This window comes from Bradyrhizobium sp. 41S5, from assembly GCF_011516665.3.
Lineage (GTDB): Bacteria > Pseudomonadota > Alphaproteobacteria > Rhizobiales > Xanthobacteraceae > Bradyrhizobium > Bradyrhizobium quebecense.
In genome coordinates this window covers 48,595-67,531 of record NZ_CP083721.1, presented here as the reverse complement: position 1 = coordinate 67,531, position 18,937 = coordinate 48,595, and the positions used below count along the sequence as shown (strand labels likewise).

General features: G+C 62.3%; 17 protein-coding genes and 1 pseudogene. 12 read left to right on the top strand and 6 right to left on the bottom strand.

Annotation, left to right across the window (positions count from 1 at the left end; translation table 11 throughout):
- Window positions 1-277: 277 nt before the first annotated feature.
- The 4 genes and pseudogenes from HAP47_RS00325 (at window position 278) to HAP47_RS00310 (ending at window position 2,343) form a co-directional block, all read left to right on the top strand.
- Window positions 278-874: a recombinase family protein gene (locus HAP47_RS00325; protein ID WP_231168695.1), complete on the top strand. Its 597-nt coding sequence runs from the start codon at window positions 278-280 to the stop codon at window positions 872-874.
- Window positions 875-1,191: 317 nt separating this feature from the next.
- Window positions 1,192-1,455, top strand: a pseudogene (locus tag HAP47_RS00320) (hypothetical protein); the annotation flags it as partial.
- Window positions 1,456-1,825: 370 nt separating this feature from the next.
- Window positions 1,826-2,068 carry a hypothetical protein gene (locus HAP47_RS00315; protein ID WP_210285735.1) on the top strand — a complete coding sequence of 81 codons (243 nt, stop codon included), beginning with the start codon at window positions 1,826-1,828 and terminating at the stop codon, window positions 2,066-2,068.
- Between the two features lie 14 nt (window positions 2,069-2,082).
- On the top strand, window positions 2,083-2,343 hold the full coding sequence (locus tag HAP47_RS00310) for a hypothetical protein (protein WP_173639929.1): 261 nt from the start codon (window positions 2,083-2,085) through the stop codon (window positions 2,341-2,343).
- 21 nt (window positions 2,344-2,364) lie between these two features.
- Here the strand turns inward: HAP47_RS00310 and HAP47_RS00305 are convergent, their stop codons facing one another.
- The 4 genes from HAP47_RS00305 to HAP47_RS00290 form a co-directional block, all read right to left on the bottom strand.
- On the bottom strand, window positions 2,365-2,976 hold the full coding sequence (locus tag HAP47_RS00305) for a hypothetical protein (protein ID WP_173639930.1): 612 nt from the start codon (window positions 2,974-2,976) through the stop codon (window positions 2,365-2,367).
- Window positions 2,977-3,039: 63 nt separating this feature from the next.
- Window positions 3,040-3,651, bottom strand: a complete 612-nt coding sequence (locus HAP47_RS00300; RefSeq protein ID WP_173639931.1) for a GIY-YIG nuclease family protein — start codon at window positions 3,649-3,651, stop codon at window positions 3,040-3,042.
- Window positions 3,652-3,750: 99 nt separating this feature from the next.
- Complete coding sequence (locus tag HAP47_RS00295; protein ID WP_173639932.1) at window positions 3,751-3,978, bottom strand: hypothetical protein; 228 nt, start codon at window positions 3,976-3,978, stop codon at window positions 3,751-3,753.
- Between the two features lie 79 nt (window positions 3,979-4,057).
- Window positions 4,058-5,350, bottom strand: a complete 1,293-nt coding sequence (locus HAP47_RS00290; protein ID WP_173639933.1) for a tyrosine-type recombinase/integrase — start codon at window positions 5,348-5,350, stop codon at window positions 4,058-4,060.
- 660 nt (window positions 5,351-6,010) lie between these two features.
- Between HAP47_RS00290 and HAP47_RS00285 the strand changes: the two genes are divergently transcribed.
- Entirely contained in the window at window positions 6,011-8,575 is a 2,565-nt protein-coding gene (locus HAP47_RS00285) for a glycosyltransferase family 4 protein (RefSeq protein ID WP_173639934.1), read from the top strand.
- Between the two features lie 434 nt (window positions 8,576-9,009).
- Here HAP47_RS00285 and HAP47_RS00280 read toward each other — a convergent pair whose 3' ends face one another.
- Window positions 9,010-10,059, bottom strand: a complete 1,050-nt coding sequence (locus HAP47_RS00280; protein ID WP_173639935.1) for a polysaccharide deacetylase family protein — start codon at window positions 10,057-10,059, stop codon at window positions 9,010-9,012.
- 220 nt (window positions 10,060-10,279) lie between these two features.
- Here HAP47_RS00280 and HAP47_RS00275 point away from each other — a divergent pair, with 220 nt between their 5' ends.
- Complete coding sequence (locus HAP47_RS00275; RefSeq protein WP_173639936.1) at window positions 10,280-10,570, top strand: hypothetical protein; 291 nt, start codon at window positions 10,280-10,282, stop codon at window positions 10,568-10,570.
- Between the two features lie 162 nt (window positions 10,571-10,732).
- Complete coding sequence (locus HAP47_RS00270; protein ID WP_173639937.1) at window positions 10,733-10,948, top strand: cysteine rich repeat-containing protein; 216 nt, start codon at window positions 10,733-10,735, stop codon at window positions 10,946-10,948.
- A gap of 56 nt (window positions 10,949-11,004) precedes the next feature.
- On the opposite strand, the gene HAP47_RS00265 is transcribed toward HAP47_RS00270, so the two are convergent.
- On the bottom strand, window positions 11,005-12,684 hold the full coding sequence (locus HAP47_RS00265) for an MFS transporter (RefSeq protein WP_173639938.1): 1,680 nt from the start codon (window positions 12,682-12,684) through the stop codon (window positions 11,005-11,007).
- Window positions 12,685-12,857: 173 nt separating this feature from the next.
- On the opposite strand from HAP47_RS00265, the gene HAP47_RS00260 reads away from it, so the two are divergent.
- From HAP47_RS00260 to HAP47_RS00240, 5 genes are all read left to right on the top strand, one after another.
- Entirely contained in the window at window positions 12,858-14,219 is a 1,362-nt protein-coding gene (locus HAP47_RS00260; protein WP_173639939.1) for a hydrolase, read from the top strand.
- Between the two features lie 83 nt (window positions 14,220-14,302).
- Window positions 14,303-15,688 (top strand): cytochrome P450, encoded by a 1,386-nt coding sequence (locus HAP47_RS00255; protein WP_173639940.1) that lies wholly within the window; start codon window positions 14,303-14,305, stop codon window positions 15,686-15,688.
- A 41-nt stretch (window positions 15,689-15,729) separates the two neighbouring features.
- Window positions 15,730-17,139: an adenylate/guanylate cyclase domain-containing protein gene (locus HAP47_RS00250; protein WP_173639941.1), complete on the top strand. Its 1,410-nt coding sequence runs from the start codon at window positions 15,730-15,732 to the stop codon at window positions 17,137-17,139.
- 180 nt (window positions 17,140-17,319) lie between these two features.
- On the top strand, window positions 17,320-17,823 hold the full coding sequence (locus tag HAP47_RS00245) for a TerB family tellurite resistance protein (RefSeq protein WP_173639942.1): 504 nt from the start codon (window positions 17,320-17,322) through the stop codon (window positions 17,821-17,823).
- 227 nt (window positions 17,824-18,050) lie between these two features.
- Entirely contained in the window at window positions 18,051-18,830 is a 780-nt protein-coding gene (locus tag HAP47_RS00240; protein ID WP_173639943.1) for an SDR family NAD(P)-dependent oxidoreductase, read from the top strand.
- Window positions 18,831-18,937 lie beyond the last annotated feature (107 nt).

The following is an 18,937-nucleotide window of genomic DNA, read 5'->3' as shown; positions in this document are numbered from 1 at the left end:
TGATTATCTGGAATTCAGCCCTCGTCCGGCGCGATCAGCGCGAATTGCACCGTAGAACTGCTTAACATGCTAAGTATTATGCGCCATCCGGGGCGCCCTAATTTTATTCAGACAATTTTATTGATCCAGAAACATGAGTTACTCATGCTGAATTTCGGTAATACCGAAGCATCTTTCACACGCTCCGAGGGTCCTGCGACCACCCGGCCGTAGGGCTCCGCCCGGCGGTTTGCAAAACTCCTAAGTTTCGCAAACTGGCGCTTGACGAGTTATTTCAATGGCTTATACTTTGCATAACTTACCTGCAAAATTGGAAGCCTCCAAAATGGCTACTCTCGGATATGCCCGCGTTAGTACCCAAGATCAGCATCTCACTGGCCAGCTTGAAGCCCTGAAGGCAGCCGGCGCCGAGACGATCTACCGAGAGAAGATTAGCGGTGCGCGCGCCGATCGGCCGCAATTGGCGAAGCTGATGGCTGCGCTGCAACCGGGCGACACCGTGATCGTCACCAAGCTCGATCGGCTCGGCCGCAGCACCCGGGAGCTTTTGGACCTGATCCAGCGCATTGGCGATGCACGCGCCTCGTTCCGCTCGTTGGGCGATCCGCTCTGGGACACGTCCAGTTCGCAAGGGCGGCTGCTCTCGACGCTGTTGGCTGCGATTGCCGAGTTTGAGCGCGACCTGATCCGCGAGCGCACCGGGGACGGCCGGAAGCGGGCCATGGCCGATGGCATCAAGTTCGGCAGGAAGCCCAAGCTCAGCGATTTCCAGCGTGCTGAGGCCATCAAGCGCCGCGCGGCTGGCGAGACGCTGGGCGCAATCGCGAAGAGCTATGCTGTCGATATCAGCACGATCAGCCGACTACGGGCCTAGGCTTCTGGTAACCAGAACGTTCAGTTTAGCAGCACATTCGTTATGCGAATGGTTGACTTAACCATAGGTTGAGTATTCGCGCAACGCGCACTAGACCGGGAGGCCGGGGTATGCTACCGTAACCCCTGCGGAGCTATGGGGTCGGACCCCTTTTCGCGGTGCAACGCAAAACCGCTATGCCCCTTGAGTGGCACACTCCCTCTGACCGTCCGTTCGAAAAAGTATACGCGAGAAATTTCCGAAAACCCCCAAACGGTTCCCCTCAATTGAGGCAACGCGGTTGCGAGCCGATAGACCCCGCGCTCTAATGCCGTGTCATGGCCCCCAAGCACCATCAGCCGCCGATTTCCGGAGGCGACCGCAAGGCGCTCAAAAAGGAGATCGCCCGCGCTCGTGCGATGACAACCATCCTCGCCGAGCGCGCAGCGGAGAAGCGGGCAGCCGGCGAGGCCCTGATCCGGGAAGCCGACAGCCTCGATTGCCAGTCATGGAATGAGCGCATGTGGGCGAACGGCGGCCCGATCGACCCGAGCCCGACAGTTGATCAGGCGATCAACGGCGGCTGGTCTGAATGCCGGCGACGTGCTCGTGCTCCATGACGAGACGACCGACCCGATCACATCAGGCACATTGCGTCACTAGACGAAGAGATGCAGCGACGGATGAGATGCACCCTATGCGAAGACTGTGGTTGGGTCTGCGAGAACCATCCCGCACGACCATGGCAGGGTGAGCACGCATGCACGTGTGGCGGAGCCGGCGCGCCGTGTCCGATGTGCAATCGGTCATCCGGAGAAGACGAAGCACCGCGCCTGCCAGATGGCTTTAAGACGGAGTTCGATAAGAAGGGCTGGCGACATTAGCGACACGAAGCGACCGCTCTGGAAACGACCGTTCGATGAGCCGATCATCCTCCCTCCCACGGGCCGCAAGGCCCATGGGCACGGCCGCGTGCTCGTGACGCTTCTCGACGCCGCGACCTACGCGACCGCGCTCCCGAAGAAAGAGAGCGACTGCGCCGAGTGGCAGGCCGCGATTGAGGCGCTGATCCTCGTGGCGAACAGCCGGACTGGGCCAACGATGCTCGCGGGCATCGGCGTCATGAAGGCGATCAACCGGCACGAGGAGCGCGTCTTCAATCCCGATCGCAAAGGCCCACATTGGGGAAAACGGAAGCTGTTGCGCGACCGATAGGGAGTTGAGATGCAATGACGGCGGCAGGCTGGATGGTGACCGTTGGTATCATCAAGGATGACAATAGCGTGGGGCACATCGTCTATGCGGTAGCGCTCGCCGATCCAACGGAAGCCATTGGGGCCGCGTTGCGGTCCTGCTCTGGCGAGGCCGCCGCGATCAATCACGAACTGAGCAAGACGCAGTTGCAGGACCTCGGCCTCAATGCCGGCGAGGTGCTGGCGATCTATGACGACAAGACAGACCCGATTACGTCGGGTACGTTGCGCCACTAGCTAACAAGCCAGCCAAATCCCTTACCGCATTCTTGTACTCTCTCCAGTCAATCCATACGCGATTACATAGAGCTTTCCATCCGAAGTCCGTTCCACAGTGTAGGTGATGGGCAAAGCCCATGTGCCAAACTTTCCAGCGGTGCCTTGCAAAGTAGCGGCGCACGCAATGTTTCCCGTCTCTCTATCTTTGCGGGTAGTGCGAATAACGTCGAGGGTGTATTGCATTGAATTTTTGGCCTCGACCCGAGCCGCTTCAATTCTCTCCCACTTCTCCGGGTCCCCCGGGTCGCTTAATATTTTAGAGTGAGCGTTGACCCGCGCATTGTCCCAATCATCCTGTGTAAACGCGCCTTTCCCCGACACGGCCGCCAATACCAACGCACTATGTTGCTCTGCGATTTTGAAAACTAAATTTTGTGTTGGAGCATTCGCACAGTCGAGAGTATTTTCAAAAAGGCCCGAGAAACCAGCCTTAAAGACGGCAACTGCGGCAATGGCGCCGGCAATTATGGCTGCTTTTCTCCAGCTACCCGGGTTCGCCATTTGTGAAAGCCTAGACGCGATAACAAATGTCGCGCCTGCGACGACCGCGCCGATCCCAAGCCCAATGAGCCAGCCAGCCAAATTCACCATAGCACCCCCCCCGAAACTGAAAGTATGCGCTGCATCGGCTTGTCATCGGAGTGGGCGAGCTTTCTACTCTTCGCTCTGCTTGTCTTCTCTCAACTCCGACAGTGTCTTCCCTTCGTATTTCCAATAATCCGGCCCTGCGATAGCAGTCCAGCCGAAGCCCTTTTCGTGAGCGATCTGGAGGGCCGAACTAGACAAGCTTTTCTCTTGCCCTCTGAACTCAACCCACCGGTCGCCTTTGACCGTGCATGTTATATTTTCATCGAATACCGACTGGAGGATTGTGCCCGGCTTCAAACCGACCGTTTCGAAGCTAAAATTAGCTCTTCGTTTTTTGGCTTCGCCTAGTGCCTCCTTATCTCCCGGCTCGGTGAACAATTCGGTGCCGGGCGTAACAACCTTGAGGCACAAAAGCTCAATGATGGCTCTTGGCCGATCAGGGGATAGCTTGAAAAATTCGCGGCTTGGCCGGACCCGATGATCACCAAAGGCGGTGTGTATTGCCTTCTCGGCTTTTGCTGCGTCCGTGACTTCGGCTGCATAAAAGCATTCGAAGGGAAGCGGGATGGAGGTATTGTCTAGCTGCTTAATCCTTTCCGCGATGTCACCGTTTGTGATACCGATTTTGATCAGCCCCGGCATTGCTTCATTTGTGAGAACATAGATCACCTCGGCCATGGTCTGTTCCTGCGCAATCCAGCGTTGCCGCATTATGCGCAAGAACACCTGTTACGATCAACGGAAACCTTCATGTGGTTTTTTTTGGAGATGATCCTCTTATTTGATCAGGCCTCGCTCCAATGCCATGCGGCGAGCACCAACTTCGAGATACAGCCGTGCGGCACGGATGCGCTTCTCCCTGTCTCTCACGGAGAGATCAGCAAGCAGACGTTGCAGTCGAGCCCGTCGCCAGTCTTCGACGCGGCGTAATCGAAGCACCATCAATGGCGGCTCTACGCGGTGCGGTAGGGCTTCGCCCTGCGGACTGGCGATCTTTCCTGACACGGCCCGCTCCCTCATTGGTTGTGAGGCGAACCGAGCGCCCGCCAAAACGGAAGACCCGGATGATACCGGGCTTCAACGTCTAGCCCGCCGCCGTGGGCGCGTCGGGCCCGGACACGATCCTCAGCACTTCAGACGACCATGCATCGAACGCCTTCACCATGCTGTCCGCATAGTCGTGTTGAAGGTACTCGTCATCGTCGATGTGGTTGAGGCAGCAATCCACGATCTCTTTCTCGAAGCCGAGACGCTGCATCCGGGTCGCGCTCGTGCGGCGGAGATCGTGAAGCGTCCAATTCGGGATTGACGTGATCTCCGGGTCTTCCTCTTGGGCCACTTCAAGCATCAGCGCATCAAGATGCCGCTTCGCCTTGCTGAACCCCGAGAACGGCGTCTTTCCGTTCGTGGTGAACAGGTAGCCAGCCTTGTTCTTGACGCGTGGCACGGCCTTGATGATCGCCAGCATCGGATCAGTTAGAAAGACCTCGTGCTCATGGTTGTTCTTCGCGCGAGCGGCGGGCAGTATCCACGTGCGGCGGTTGCCGAGATGCACTTCACGGTCCACCATGCGGGCGATCTCATTCCGCCGGGCAAGCGTGAGGATCAGAAGTCGCACGATGTAACCGAACGGGAACGGGACCTTGTCACAGGCCTTCCACAGCCATCGCAATTCAGCATCCGTCAGCTTGCGCTTGCCCTTTGTCGGCTTGACCGCTTCGATCCCGTCACAGGGTGACTTGTCGATCCGGCCCTGCGAGACGCACCATGCGAAGAACGAGCCGATCACACGTAGCCGGCGCGCGGCACCGTGCGGATGCTTCTTTGCGATCGGGTTGAGATAGGCCTGCACGTCGCCCTTGGCGATCTCGCTCAACCGGCGCTTGCCCCATCGCGGTTCTAGCTCGTTGGTGTAGAGCTTCGCGACGCGATCGGCCGTGGATGCACGCCAGTCTTTCTTGCTCCGTGACTTTGGCTTGGGAGCCTTCTCCCAGTCGCCCCATGCCGTCGAGAACAGCGCATCCGGATCGATGCCGGCGGCTGCCTTGCGCCGCGCCTCGGTCTTCTCCGCAGCGGGGTTGCTACCCCCGGCGATCTCCAGCTTTCGGCGGCCGGCGATCTCGCGCGCGGCGGCTAGCTTCATGGCCTCGGAATACGGGCCCAGCGTGAGCTTGTAGGGCTTGCCGGCGATTTCATAGCGCAACACCCATGTCCGGTGCCCGGATGGCTGGACGACCATGCCAAGCCCGCGCACGGCGCTTCTACCGTCACTGTCGCGAAGCTCGACGCGCCCGGCTTCCGGATCGATGCCGGCGGCGAGAAGAGCCTTCGCCGGGTCGGCCGCGATCTTCTCTGTCAATGCTGGTAGTTTGCGCATCAAACCCTCCGGGGTAAGCCCGGGGTAAGAAAACCCGGCGCTTTCGGGGTTAGATGGCGTTACTAACACCGCGTAACAGGGCCTAACTAGGGCGTTGATTGATCACGGTAAACGCCGATTTGCGTTAGGGCGCGTGAGGCCGTGTTATTCGGAAATCCGGTATTCGTAATGACGGGGTCGGGGGTTCGAGTCCCTCTTGCGGCACCACCCCTCAGAGATATCCCCCGCCGCGATGCGCAGGTGAGTCTTGCTCGCCTTGATCCTCGCATTGCACAATCCGCTTACGATCGCAGTCGCGACCAGTTCGCCTGCGGCGAGCCCGGCGGGCGACTGTGGTGGCCCCGCGGTGCGTCAGGACCCCGCACAACCCCGGCGCGAGATGCCCAAACACGAAGAAAACGCCGAATGTGCGGCTCGCGTCGAGATGAACGCGGTATTCAGATGGTGACGATGTAAATGCCCGAGCCGATCTGCAACACGCGGAACACATCCGCCGATAGCTCCAGCGCAACGCGAACCGCACCCAATGCGCAAGCCGACTAAATGATTGGTGAGGCGCGACATGGAGCAGAATAACCGCAGCGGAATCGGTGTTCGTTGATTGTGCATTTTCGCGCGGAAGTTTAATACCTGAACTACGATTGCTGGGGAATCACGTTGGTGCACAAGGATCGTGATAGCGACTTTCAACTACAGCTTGCCTTCCTGAGGGAGTTCCAACGCGCCCACAATCGTCCGCTCCGCGTCCTGCATATCGGCAATATCGCGAACAACGCCTACAACAATGCTTTGATCCAGCGGCGCTTTGGGATCGAAGCGGATGTCATTTGCTATAACTACTACCACGTCATGGGGTGCCCGGAATGGGAGGCCGCAAGCTTCGACGGCAACGTCGACAACATGTTCCCGGATTGGTGGGCCACCGAGTTGGGCGGTTGGCGTCGACCGGATTGGTTTGTGCAAGGCCCCGTTCTCGATTGCCTTTCTTACCTTCGTGCGAAGAACGCCGGCGACGGCGGAGCCGAAGCATTCTTCTGGATGCTGCTGCAGGCAAGATATTGGGAGATGCTTGATGGTATCGCTGCCGCAGAGAGCCGGGTCCGTCCACCGATGCCGGAGCATCTGGCTGACAAAATTTCAATTGCGCGCGAGTTTCAGGACTTCCAGTCAAGCAAGGCGATCCCGCAGCCGCTCGATCAACCGACAATCGTCCTGCCAGGGGCGACCATAGAGCCTGAGTCTGCACTCTCTCCGATTTTGCCGACCTCATCAAAGTTGGCCTCGCCAGATCGGCGGCCTGGGCAACGTCGATCTCTCGGCAACGAATATCCAAATCCCGAAGGACCAGGCCGCCTCGTATCAACCTATCGCGCCTTACTGGCGAAGTACGTATTTGCTCATTTGCGGCGTGAGGCGGAAACCGGGGTTGTCGCCGGGCCGAGCTTGGCGGTCGCGGTTTGGCGAAGTCAGAGACGCAGCCGCGGCTTGCCGCGTTTTGGCTTCGAGTTTCCTGCTGATGTCTTCACGATCCCAAATCCTGACATCGCGACGCCGGCTGCAGGCGAAAGCGATGAAGATCGGACGTTCCGCGACTTGCGGTCATCAACTCCCAAAGGGCCGAGCCGCCTCGTATCAATCTACCGTTCCCTGCTAACGAAGTATGTGTTTGCTCATTTGCAGCGTGAGGCGGAAACCGGCGTTGTCGCCCGGCCGAGCCTGGCGGTCGCAATCTGGCGAAGTCAGAGACGCAGCCGCGGCTTGCCGCGTTTTGGCTTCGAGTTTCCTGCTGATGTCTTCACGATCCCAAATCCTGACATCGCGACGCCGGCTGCAGGCGAAAGCAATGAAGATCGGACGTTCCGCGACTTGCGGTCATCAACTCCCAAGGAGCCAAGCCGCCTCGTATCAATCTACCGTTCCCTGCTAACAAAGTATGTATTTGCACATTTGCAGCGTGAGGCGGAAACCGGCGTTGTCGCCGGGCCGAGCCTGGCGGTCGCAATCTGGCGAAGTCAGCGATGCAGCCGCGGCTTGCCGCGTTTTGGCTTCGAGTTTCCTGCTGATGTCTTCACGATCCCAAATCCCGACACCGTGACGCCGACCACAAGCAACAGCGCGGCCGCTGACGTCGGTTCATCAGCCATGCCCGTGGTGACCCACGCGGACATCGTCGACCGCCCGGAGTTTCGCTATTTCGAGAAATACGGCAAGGGAGAGGATCGAAACGCTACGCAGCGTGCGGCACTTCTTGGTGACCTGCTGCGACAGTTCACGGATTATCCGGCAGAAGCCTTGGTCTTGGTCGAAGCCTTCGCGTCCACCATTGCCAATGAATTCGCTGACGTATTGGAGCATTATGACATCATTCAGGGTTATTCGATCGACGGTTTCATTCCGTTCATCAATGGACTCAAGAATTACACATGCTACGAGCATGGCACGTTGCGGGAACTGCCTTTTGAGAAAACCTATAATGGCATTCTTTGTTCGACGTCGTACAAGAATGCGGCTTTCTCCTTCGTGACCAACTCGGATGTGCTGCCGTCTGTGGCGCGGCTGCAGTTGAAGAGAGAGCGGACGGTTTATCTTCCGCATGCCTTTGATGATGAAAAGATTTCAAGCTTCCGAGCAGGCCTCAAGCTTCCGAAGCGGGGCCCCAAGCACACCACATTCTTTAGCCCGACGCGCCATCACTGGTACGCAGCACCTGTTTCGATGCAGAAGGGCAATGATCTCTTCTTGAGGGCGGCCGCGCAGGTTGCGCAAACGGATCGCGATTTTCGCATCATCCTGGTCGAGTGGGGTGTTGACGTGCACCGAAGCAAGGAACTGATTCAGGAACTTAGAATCGAAGACATGGTTTCGTGGATACCGTCGTTGAACAAGGCGGAGCTTCGACAGCTGTACTGCTCGAGCGACGTCGTCGTCGATCAGTTCAGGATACCAGCGATCGGCGGCGTTGCCTTTGAAGCAATGGCGCTCGGACGCCGAGTCATAACCAATCTAGATGAAACCCAATCAGCGGAGTTCTTTGGAGCGGCGCCGCCCTGCCTGGTCGCCGACAGAGTCGAGTCGTGCGCGACCCGGATTCTCGAGGTTCTTGCTGATCCGCTGGACTGCAACGGCCGTGGCGATGCAGCTCGTCTGTGGTTTGAGAAGTGTCATTCCGCGCAGCGCGTCGTCGCGCTGCAACTGGCCGCTTATCGAACGATTTGCGCCGCCTGACGAGCCAGCCATCACGACGGTCTCGAAACTAAAGCGTGATGAGATCTAGTTTGAATTGCATCGGCGGAGAACCTGCCTCCGCGAGCGAGCGGGAGAAGCGCAGCGAATCTGCCACCCGGTCGATTCAACCTCGCTTCATCCCGTCTGAGTGCGGGCGAGGGCGTGCGATTTCGGAATATTGGAAATATATTCCTGATTTGCCCGACGGGTCAAGTTGCCTTGTCGCGCGCCGGTATCCGCCAGCTACTTTGCATGGGGTTGTTTTCGATATTCTGGTGGGAGCCGCAACCACCGGGCGCGATGGCGCCGCTCTCGAAGGCGCATAGGCGTTCAAGGTCGTTCGGCCGTGCCGGGCCAGCACAAGTTGCGATCAGAAAGCGAAAGCGCCCCTGGATCGGATCCAGGGGCGCTTTGCGTTGAGCGTGTTCGCGGCGTTACTCGGCGACCGTCTGCACGACGTTGCCGATTGGCCGGCCCGTTGCGATCGGCTTCTCGGTCTTCGCCATCATCGCGTCGTATTCCGGCAGCGTCTCGATCTGGGTCTTGGCCTTCATCCAGACCACCTTGTAGCCGCCCGCCTTCAGTTTGCGCAGCAGCGTCGGCAGCGCCTGCGCGGTGTGCTTCTGCAAATCGTGCATCAGGATGATGCCCTTGTGCTCCTTGTCGAGCTTGGTCATCACGTTGTTGATCACTTCGTCCGAGCTCTTCGATTTGAAGTCGTTGGAGTCGACGTCGACCGAGAACATCGCGATGTTGCGGCTGCCGAGATAGGCTGTTGTCGCCGGGGTGTGCGCCAGCGCCGGGAAGCGGAAGAACGGGGCGGGGTTGCTGCCCAACGCCAGCTTCACCGCGCTGAAGCCCTTCTCGATCTCGTCCTTGGCCTGCTGCTCGGTGATCTTCTTGCTTGCCAGGTGCGCATGCGACCAGGTGTGGGCGCCGATGGTGTGGCCGGCGGCGGCGACCTGACGGAGAATGTCCGGGTGATAGGTGGTGTGCAGGCCGATCGGGAAGAACACCGCCTTGGTGCACTCGTCCGCCAGCGCCTTCAGCACGGCGGGCGTGGTCGGCCACGGACCGTCGTCGAAGGTCAGCACGACCTCATGGTCGGTCAGGAAGTCATACTGCTTGTACTGCAGGAAGCCGAAGCCCGGGCCGCCTGTGGTGTCGACGACGACGGTGCGGGTGATGCCGAGCGCATCGGGATTGGCGCATTTGGGCGCGGCCGCGACCGGGGCCGGCGCCGGGGCGGCGGCCGGGGCTGCCGCCTGGGTGGCATCGGCGCGCTTCGACAGCGCGGCGGTCGTCTCGACATCGTCCTTGGCAGCCTGCTTTGCCGCTGCCGCAGGAAGCGGATCGGCCTTGGCTGCGGCAGTTGTCTGCGGAGGAGCCGCGTCGGCGCGCGGCGAGGAGGTCCAGAACCACACGCCGGCGATCACGATCGCCGCTACAACACTGGCCAGCATCAGGCCCAACGCACTACGCATCGCTACACACTCTCTCGGAACTCAAGGATACGCCACAGCCGTAACGTCCGATTAATGCCAACAAGGTCTTAACGCGATCCCAACAGGGCGCCGGAGGGGCAAGAAAAAGTGCGGCCTACGCCTGCGTGACAACCGTCACAGTCGGTGAGCCCGCTCCCATGCAGGATCGGACCCATCAAGCAACGGGCCCCGCCAGTTGCGGTGCCGATGGGAGCCGATCATGACCGCCATCTTGAAGAGCCAGGTTCTGGAGCGTGCGGTTCGCAGCGCCAGCGTCACGCTGGCTTTTGCGGCCAGTTTTTCTGTGCTGTCGTCGACCGCGAGCTTGGCATTCAGCGCCGAGGCCCAGCAGATGTGTTCAGGCGACGCGTTTCGCCTGTGCAGCGCGGAGATCCCGAACATCCCCAGGATCACCGCCTGCATGGTCAGGAATCGCCCCCAGCTGAGCAGCGGCTGCCGCCTGGTGCTGGATCGCGATCTGGCCGCGCAGCGCAGGGCCGCCGCGGAGTGATTTTGCGCGGCATCTGACGGGGCAAAACCTGCGGCGACGAGACGCAGGCCGTCTCCGGATGGTCATCCCGGGGCGGAAACCGCCGATTCGCCTCCTGTTTCAAGCTTCTTCGCGGCCCTGAAACGCTATAGAACCAGCGTTGCATTCCTTAGAGGCTTTGAGATGACCCGATTTCTGTTTGCCGTCGTTCCACTGGTTCTGTTGGCGTCGGCCGCCTCCGCACAGCAGCAGGGGCATGATGCCTGCTCACGCGACGCCTCGCGGTTCTGCCGCGCCCATCTCAGCGAGGGCGATCAGGTCGTGCTGGCCTGCCTGAAGGAGCACCGCAGCCGCCTCAGCAAGGCCTGCCAGCAGACGCTTGTCGACAACGGGCAGTAGCTCCGATCGTCGTCATCCGGGCTCGCGCATTGCGTGCCCCCGAATGACGACTGAGACTACGTGCTGCTGCCCGCCGCGGTCGCGACCACCGGGATCACCTCCTTGGCGGCGCGGTCCGGGGTCTCGTCCTTCCAGCGCACCGAGCCGAACGGACGCTCCAGCATCCGGCGCACCCGGATCGGCTCCGCGCCGATGTGGAAGCCGGCCGCCTTCTGATGCAGCTCGCGCTCGATCTGGGTGGCGCGGTTGCGCTGGCGCAGGAAGTCGAGCCAGGTCGGGCAATGATAGCGCTCGGTCCACAATTCGGGATCGGCGATGTCGCGCGCGATCGACCAACCATAGGCGCCGTTGCGCTGGCGGCTGAGCTGCACGTCCTGCATCACATTGTGGAAGGCGCGGGCATTGTCCTGCGCCACCCGGTATTCGATCTCGACCACCAGCGGGCCGCTGCGCCCGGTCAGTTGCAGCCGCACCTCGGGATCGGCCAGGGTATCGGTCGCGTCCTCGTTGCGCGCGCCGACCGGCGGCATCCTGAGCCAGATGCCGAGCACCGGCGACAGCAGCATCAGCCCGGCGGAGATCAACAGCGCCATCTCGACGCCGCCGAGGTCCGTGATGTGGCCCCAGCACCAGCTTCCGATCGCAATGCCGCCGGCGATCGAGGCCTGGAAGGCCGCAAGCGAACGGCCCGCGACCCAGCGCGGCGCCGACAGCTGCACGCCGATATTGAACAGCGCGATCGCAAGCATCCACACCGCGCCGGCAACCACCAGCGCGGCGGCTGTGATCACCGGCTGCTTGCTCACGGCGACGATCGCGATCGCGACGCCCAGCAGGAGCGCGCAGGTTCGCACCGCGGCTTCGCCGCTGAGTCGGCTGCGGATCTCGCTGATGTTGAGCGCGCCGATCACCGCGCCCATGCCGAAGGCCCCGAGCATGATGCCGTAGGTCTGCGCGCCGCCATGCAGCAGGTCGCGCGCCACCAGCGGCATCAGGGCCGAGACCGAGCCGCCGATGATGCCGGTCACCATGGTGCGGGTCAGCACGATCTTGATCGACGGCGAATTGGTGATGTAGCGCACGCCGGAAACAATGGCGCGGTTCAGCCGTTCGCGCGGCAGCCGTGACGGCTCGCTGACGCGATTCCACAGGAACAGCACGGCGAGCAGCGGCAGATACAGCACGGCATTGGCGGCGAATGCCGCCACGGCGCCTGCGGAGGCGACCACGATGCCGCCGATCGCCGGGCCGAAACTGCGCGCGATGTTGTAGCTGATGCCGTTCAGCGCGACCGCGGCGGGCAGCGTCTCCGACGGCACCTGCTCGCTGACCGAGGATTGCCAGGCCGGGCCGAACAGCGCCATGCCGCTGCCGACGACGAAGCACAGCGCAAGCAGGATGTTTGGCGTCACCAGATTGAGCCAGGCCAGCACGGTCAGCGTGGTGGCGCCGGAGAGCGCGATCGCCAGCGACACCAGCGCCACGATGCGGCGGTCATGCATGTCGGCGATGGCGCCGGCCGGCATCGCGATCAGCATCACCGGCAGCATCAGCGCGGTCTGCACCAGCGCGACCTTGTCGGCCTCCGCGGTCATCTGGGTCATCGCCCAGGCGGCGCCGACGCCCTGGATCAGGATGCCGAGATTGGAGAGCAGGCTGGCGAGCCAGATCCGCCGGAAGATTGAATGCCGCAACGGAGCAGTGATACGGTCGGGTCGATCAGGCGGTGCGGTCATATCCGGTTCCGGTTGGCCTGCTATGGCTTGTTGAATGATTCCGGCTGCATCAACTGATGCCCGCGAAACGCGTGTCCTGTCCAGCGTTTACGGTATCCTTATGGGCTGTAGGACACAGCCAAAGCACTGAAAGACCTGAGGAAGGCTCGGGGATGGCTTGGGGAAGGGGACCAATGGCGCTGTCGCGGCGAACAATTTTGCAAGGGGCCGGCGCGCTGTCGCTGCTGGCCGGCCGTCTTGCCGTCCCGGCCCTGGCCCAGCCGGCGCCCGCCAGCGACATCCCGCCGATCCTGTTCGTGCATGGCAATGGCGATCACGCCGCGCTCTGGTTGACGACGCTCTGGCGGATGGAATCCAACGGCGTGCCGCGCGAGCGCATGGCTGCGATCAATTTCACCGATCCCTTGGCGCGCGCGGACGACAAGGTCGAGCAGGCGGGCCGGTCCTCGACCGAGGATCAGCGCCGCGAGCTCGCCGAGGCGGTCAGGGAGCTGAAGCAAAAGAGCGGCGTCGCGCGCATCGCGCTGGTCGGAAATTCGCGCGGCGGCAATGCGATCCGCAACTATGTGAAGAATGGTGGCGGCGGCGACATCAGCCACGCGGTGCTGTGCGGCACGCCCAATCACGGCGTGTATGCCTCGGACGACGGGCTCGGCAACGAGTTCAACGGGCGCGGTCCGTTTCTGCGCGGGCTGAATGATGGCGACAGCGAAGTGACTGTCGGCACCGCATTCCTGACCTTGCGCAGCGATGGCTTCGACAAATATGCGCAAGCCGACGGCCGCTTCATCGGCAAGCCGGGCACGCCGACCAACGTCACGGCCGAAGGTCCGGCGCTGAAAGGCGCGACCAACCTGGTGCTAGGCGCCGTGGATCATCGCGAGACCGCGTATCATCCGCGCGCCTTTCGCGAGATCTACAAGTTCATCGCGGGGCACGAGCCGTCGCGGATCGAGATCGTGCCGGAGACGGTGGTGAGGCTGAGCGGCCTTGTCACGGCCACGCCCGGCGGCGTGCCGACCAACCGGCCGGTGCCGGGCGCCACGGTCGACATCTATCACGTGTCGGCGGAAACCGGCGAGCGTATCGGCGGCACGCTGCACAGCTCGGAGACCGGCGCCGACGGCCGCTGGGGGCCTGCGCAGGTCGATCCGTCCTGGCCGCTCGAATTCGTGCTGACCTCGCCTGATGCAGTGACGACGCATATCTATCGCTCGCCATTTCCGCGTTCGTCCGAGATCGTGCACCTGCGCGCGGCACGACCGCTGCTGCCTGCCGATGCCGGCGCGGGCGCCATCATGCTGATGTCGCGGCCGCGCGGCTATTTCGGCCTGCCGCGCGATATCGTGCTGTTCGACGGCAAGGAACCGGCCGACGTCAAATCCGGCGTGCCGACCGACGCGGTGACGACGTTGCGGCTCGGCGCAGCCGATGTCGGCCGTCCGGTGGTTGCCGTCTTCAATCAGGAACGCATTGTGATGCGGGCCTGGCCTGCGTCGGAGAATCGGATTGCAGTCGCCGAGCTGACTTACTAGGTCTGGTAGAGGGTCCGCGCGCCTTCATGGCGCCGGGATCGCGTGGCCGGATCGGCCGTTGCGTGAGGCAGGAAGCGAGGACCATGAGCATAGCCGAAGTCTACGACATCACGGTCACGCGGCGTCCCTTGGTCCCGCCGGCGCCGCCGCGCGCGCCCGACGACATGGGTGCGTTCGAGCGGATGCGGGTGATGCGCAACTCGCCGATCGAGACCTGGGGCCAGCGCGCCTATGAGGACGACATCGTCCAGGGCCGCTTTCTCGGCCGCTCGAGCTTCATCCTCAACACGCCGGATGCGATCCGCCATGTGCTGGTCGACAATTACGAGAACTACACCCGCACGCCGGCCGGCATCCGCGTGCTGCGTCCGATGCTGGGCGAGGGACTGCTGATCGCCGAGGGCCGCGCGTGGAAGCATCAGCGCCGCACACTGGCGCCGGCATTCACGCCGCGCGCGGTGACGACGCTGGTGCCCTACATGATCGCGGCGGTCGACGAGACCATCGTCAAGCTGAAGGCCGCGGGCGACGGCCCGGTGGATCTGCGCGAGGTGATGCAGCGCATGACGCTGGAGATCGCGGGCCGCACCATGTTCTCGTTCGGCATGGATCGCCACGGCGCCGCGCTGCGCGACTTCGTGATGGAGTATGGCGACACGCTGGCGCGGCCGCATATGCTCGACCTGGTGCTGCCCTTGAGCTGGCCGACCCTGCAGGATTTCCGGCGCGCCCGCTTCCGCAAGCGCTGGACCGCGTTTGTCGGCCGTCTGATGGCCGAGCGCCGCGCCGCCGGCAAGGATGACAACGCGCCGGCCCGCGACCTGTTCGACCTGATGGGCGCCGCGCGCGATCCTGAAACCGGCGAGGCCTTCACCGACGCCCAGCTCGGCGACCAGGTCGCGACGATGATCCTGGCCGGCCATGAGACGACCGCGACCGCGTTGTTCTGGGCGCTCTATCTGCTGGCGCTCGATCCCGAGACCCAGGAACAATTGGCAGCAGAAGTCAGGAGCGTGACGACGTCGGGCGCGCTCGACATCGAGCGGCTGAAATTCACCCGTGCGGTGATCGACGAAACCATGCGGCTCTATCCGCCGGCGTTCCTGATCGCGCGTGCGGCCGGTGGTCCCGACACCATCGCGGGCCGTCCGGTCAGGAAGCATGACGTAATCCTTATCGCGCCGTGGCTGTTGCACCGGCATGAAAAGTTGTGGCGCGATCCGAACGCGTTCGTGCCACAGCGTTTCATGGCGGAAACGCCGCCCGATCGCTTCGCCTATCTGCCGTTCGGCGTCGGCGCGCGGGTCTGTATCGGCGCGCATTTCGCGTTGGTCGAGGCGACGCTTGCGCTTGCGCGGATCATCGGCACATTTCGCGTCGCGCTGGCGGACAAGGATCCGGTGCTTCCGATCGGCGTGGTGACGACACAGCCGAACCGCTCGCCGGTGTTCACGATCAAGCCGCGCTGACCTTGCGCGACGGTGTCCCAATGCTCATCTAGGGGCTCACCATGAGCGATACGCAAGCCCACTTCGCAGTCCTCAGGCAGACGACCGATCCGGCCGTCGTCGATGCCATGCAGCAGCTGATCGCGGACGGCCATGACCGCGAGCTCAATCGCATCAACGCCCTGGATTTCTCGCGCCGCACCGGGCTGGAAGAGGAGAATGTGATCTCCGGCTTCCTGCATGCTTCGCGGCTCGGGCTGTTCGACATGAGCTGGAACGTGCTGTGTCCGGGCTGTGGCGGCGTGCTCGACGCCCACACCACGCTGAAGTCGCTGCGCCATGACGACTACAATTGCGCGCTGTGCGCGGCCGGCTACGAGGCCTCCGTCGACGAGCTGGTCGAGGTTGCCTTCACCGTCAGCCCGCGGGTCCGCCACATCGCCGCGCACGAACCCAACACGCTGCCGATCTGGGAATATTTCCGTCAGATGTTCTGGAGTTCCGGGATCGAGTTCGACGAGGGCGCGGTGTCGACCCTGATCAACGAGGTGACGCTGGAGGGGCTCGAGCTGCCGCCCGGCGAAAAAGCGATCCTGTCGCTCAATCTGCCCAATCAGTTCGTCATCGTGTTCGAGCCGGTGACGCATTCGGCGCATTTCTTTGCTGTCGAAGGCGAGCCGACCACCGAGCGCCAGCAGTTCTCGATCGCGTTCAACAAGTCCCATGCGCCGACCGGCACCTCGACGATGCGGCCGGGGCCGCTGCGGCTCTCGCTGGAGAATCACGCCGACGTTCGCGTATTGCCATCGGTGTGGATAGCGGGCGATCCGCTGCACAAATTGCTCGGCAGGCGCAAGCCGATCCTCACCGCGAAGCGGATGCTGTCGAACCAGACCTTCCGCGACGTGTTCAAGGCCGACAACCTCACCGTCGACCAGCGGCTGAAGATAACCGCGCTGACCTTCCTGTTCACCGATCTCAAAGGATCGACCGCGCTCTATGAGCGGGTCGGCGATCTCGCCGCATTCGACCTGGTGCGTGCGCATTTCCACGCGCTGCTCGAGATCATCGCCTCCGAACACGGCGCAGTCGTGAAGACGATCGGCGATGCCGTAATGGCGACCTTCATCCGGCCCGAGCATGCATTGTCGGCGGGCCTGCGCATGCGGGCCGCGATGAAGCAGCTCAACACCGAGCGCGGCAAGGAAGATCTGATCGTCAAGATCGGCATCCATGAGGGGCCGTGCCTCGCGGTGACGCTGAACGAGCGGCAGGATTATTTCGGCCAGACCGTGAATATCGCCGCACGGGTGCAGAGCCTGTCGACGTCACAGGAAATCCATTTGACCCAGCCGGTGATGGAAGCAGCGGAGGTCGCTGGCATCCTCGATCGCGCGGCGATCAAGCCGATCCAGAAGGAAGCGGCGCTGCGCGGCATTGCCGACAAGCTCGTGGTGTACGAGATACCGTAGTCACATTGCCGGCACGTAATGCTTGCTGAAACGTAATGCCGCAGCGGGAACCCGCGCGGATTGCGCCGGTTCTGTTTCCACGCCATATAGATTTCAACAGCGCATGGTCCGGAAAAGTGCATAGCGGTTCCGGACAGATGCTCAATCAAATCCTCCAGGCTTCATCCCACAGAGAGAGCGATGCTCGACGGACTCCGCCAATTCATTGCCGATATCGTCTCCCCCGATGCCCAGGCTGACCGCGCCTTCGATGACGGCGACTACCGCCTGGCGGCGACGGCGCTATTGGTGCATGTCGTCTCGCTGGATGGTGAGCCGACGCCGGCCGAGACGCACAAGCTGCACAGCCTGATCGAGAGCCGTTTCCAGCTCGATCCCGGCACCGCCGACAAGTTGATCGCCTCCGCCATGCGCGTCGAGGGCGAGGCCGTGGATCTCTATCACTTTACCAGTGTGATCATGCGCTCGGTGAACGAGGAGGGACGGCGGCGCATCGTCGAGATGATGTGGGAGCTGGTCTATGCCGACGGCCAGGTGAGCGAGTTCGAGGACAATGTGGTCTGGCGTGCTGCCGATCTGCTCGGCATTTCCTCGCGCGACCGCATCGATCTCAAGCACCGGGTCGCCGAGAAGCAGGCCGAGCTGCCCAAGGGCCCCTGGGGCACGGCCGACGCGGCAATCTGACACGGCTGCCTGCGCAAGCGGTCGCCCGCCTGCCGGCGCTGCGGATGACGAAACTTTAATGTCCGCCGCGATTGTGGGCGATCCGACTGAAAATCGGTCGTTTCGTCCCGAAACCAGCGGTCCAGCCGCTCTCCACAAGCCCATACGCGGCTTGCGTCACACCACATCCCTATGCTCTCGTCGCCCCGTAGCGGACCTCACTAGAATTTGCAGTAAGAGTTTGAAACGTGACTGAGCGTGTGACGCTGATAACCGGGGCATCGGCGGGCATAGGCACCGAACTGGCGCGCGTGTTTGCATCGAATGGTCACCGCGTGGCGCTGGTGGCGCGGCGCGCCGATCGCCTGAAGACCCTCGCCGACGAGCTCGGCGCCAAGGGCGGCGCGGCGCCGATCGTGATTCCCTGCGATCTGCAGCAGACCGATGCCGGCGACAGGATCGCGCAGGCTCTGACCGACGCCGGGGTTGAGGTCGAATATCTGGTCAATAATGCCGGCTTCGGCCTGTTCGGCCTCGCCGTGGAGCGCGACCGCGCCGAACAGCTCGACATCATCAACGTCAATATCCGCGCGCTGACCGACCTGACGCTGCGCTTTGCCGACCAGCTGATCCGCAACCGCGGCGGCATCCTCAATCTCGGTTCGATCGCCGGATTCCTGCCGGGCCCTGGCATGGCCGTGTACTATGCCAGCAAGGCCTATGTGCTGTCGTTTTCCGAGGCCTTGCGCTGCGAACTGGCGCCGAAGGGCGTGCGCGTCACCGTGGTTTGCCCCGGTCCCGTGCCGACCGAATTCCAGGACCGCGCCGGCTTTGCCCCCGGCTTCGATTCCGCCATCCTCGACGTTGCGCCGGTCGAGGTCGCTCGTCAGGCCTATCGCGGCCTGATGGCCAACAAGCGCGCCGTGCTGCCCGGCGCCTTCATCAAGCTGGTGCCGTTCCTGCTCCGGCTGTTTCCGCGCTCCTTCATCCTGACCGCGGTCGGCGGGTTTCAGCTGCGCAAGCGCTAACTTCATCCGAAAAGCCCGTTCATCGCCGTTAAGGCTGTCTCTGGCCCGCGATTTGCTTCGCACGGGTGTGCGCAAACTCACACGATGTTAACGACCACTTAGCTATG

Coding starts and splice junctions, on each gene's coding strand:
- HAP47_RS00290 (WP_173639933.1), bottom strand. CDS start 5,350: ATGCGCAAACTACCAGCATTGACAGAGAAGATCGCGGCCGACCCGGCG.
- HAP47_RS00260 (WP_173639939.1), top strand. CDS start 12,858: ATGGCGCTGTCGCGGCGAACAATTTTGCAAGGGGCCGGCGCGCTGTCG.
- HAP47_RS00265 (WP_173639938.1), bottom strand. CDS start 12,684: ATGACCGCACCGCCTGATCGACCCGACCGTATCACTGCTCCGTTGCGG.
- HAP47_RS00305 (WP_173639930.1), bottom strand. CDS start 2,976: ATGGTGAATTTGGCTGGCTGGCTCATTGGGCTTGGGATCGGCGCGGTC.
- HAP47_RS00255 (WP_173639940.1), top strand. CDS start 14,303: ATGAGCATAGCCGAAGTCTACGACATCACGGTCACGCGGCGTCCCTTG.
- HAP47_RS00300 (WP_173639931.1), bottom strand. CDS start 3,651: ATGGCCGAGGTGATCTATGTTCTCACAAATGAAGCAATGCCGGGGCTG.
- HAP47_RS00270 (WP_173639937.1), top strand. CDS start 10,733: ATGACCCGATTTCTGTTTGCCGTCGTTCCACTGGTTCTGTTGGCGTCG.
- HAP47_RS00310 (WP_173639929.1), top strand. CDS start 2,083: ATGACGGCGGCAGGCTGGATGGTGACCGTTGGTATCATCAAGGATGAC.
- HAP47_RS00325 (WP_231168695.1), top strand. CDS start 278: ATGGCTTATACTTTGCATAACTTACCTGCAAAATTGGAAGCCTCCAAA.
- HAP47_RS00275 (WP_173639936.1), top strand. CDS start 10,280: ATGACCGCCATCTTGAAGAGCCAGGTTCTGGAGCGTGCGGTTCGCAGC.
- HAP47_RS00250 (WP_173639941.1), top strand. CDS start 15,730: ATGAGCGATACGCAAGCCCACTTCGCAGTCCTCAGGCAGACGACCGAT.
- HAP47_RS00245 (WP_173639942.1), top strand. CDS start 17,320: ATGCTCGACGGACTCCGCCAATTCATTGCCGATATCGTCTCCCCCGAT.
- HAP47_RS00280 (WP_173639935.1), bottom strand. CDS start 10,059: ATGCGTAGTGCGTTGGGCCTGATGCTGGCCAGTGTTGTAGCGGCGATC.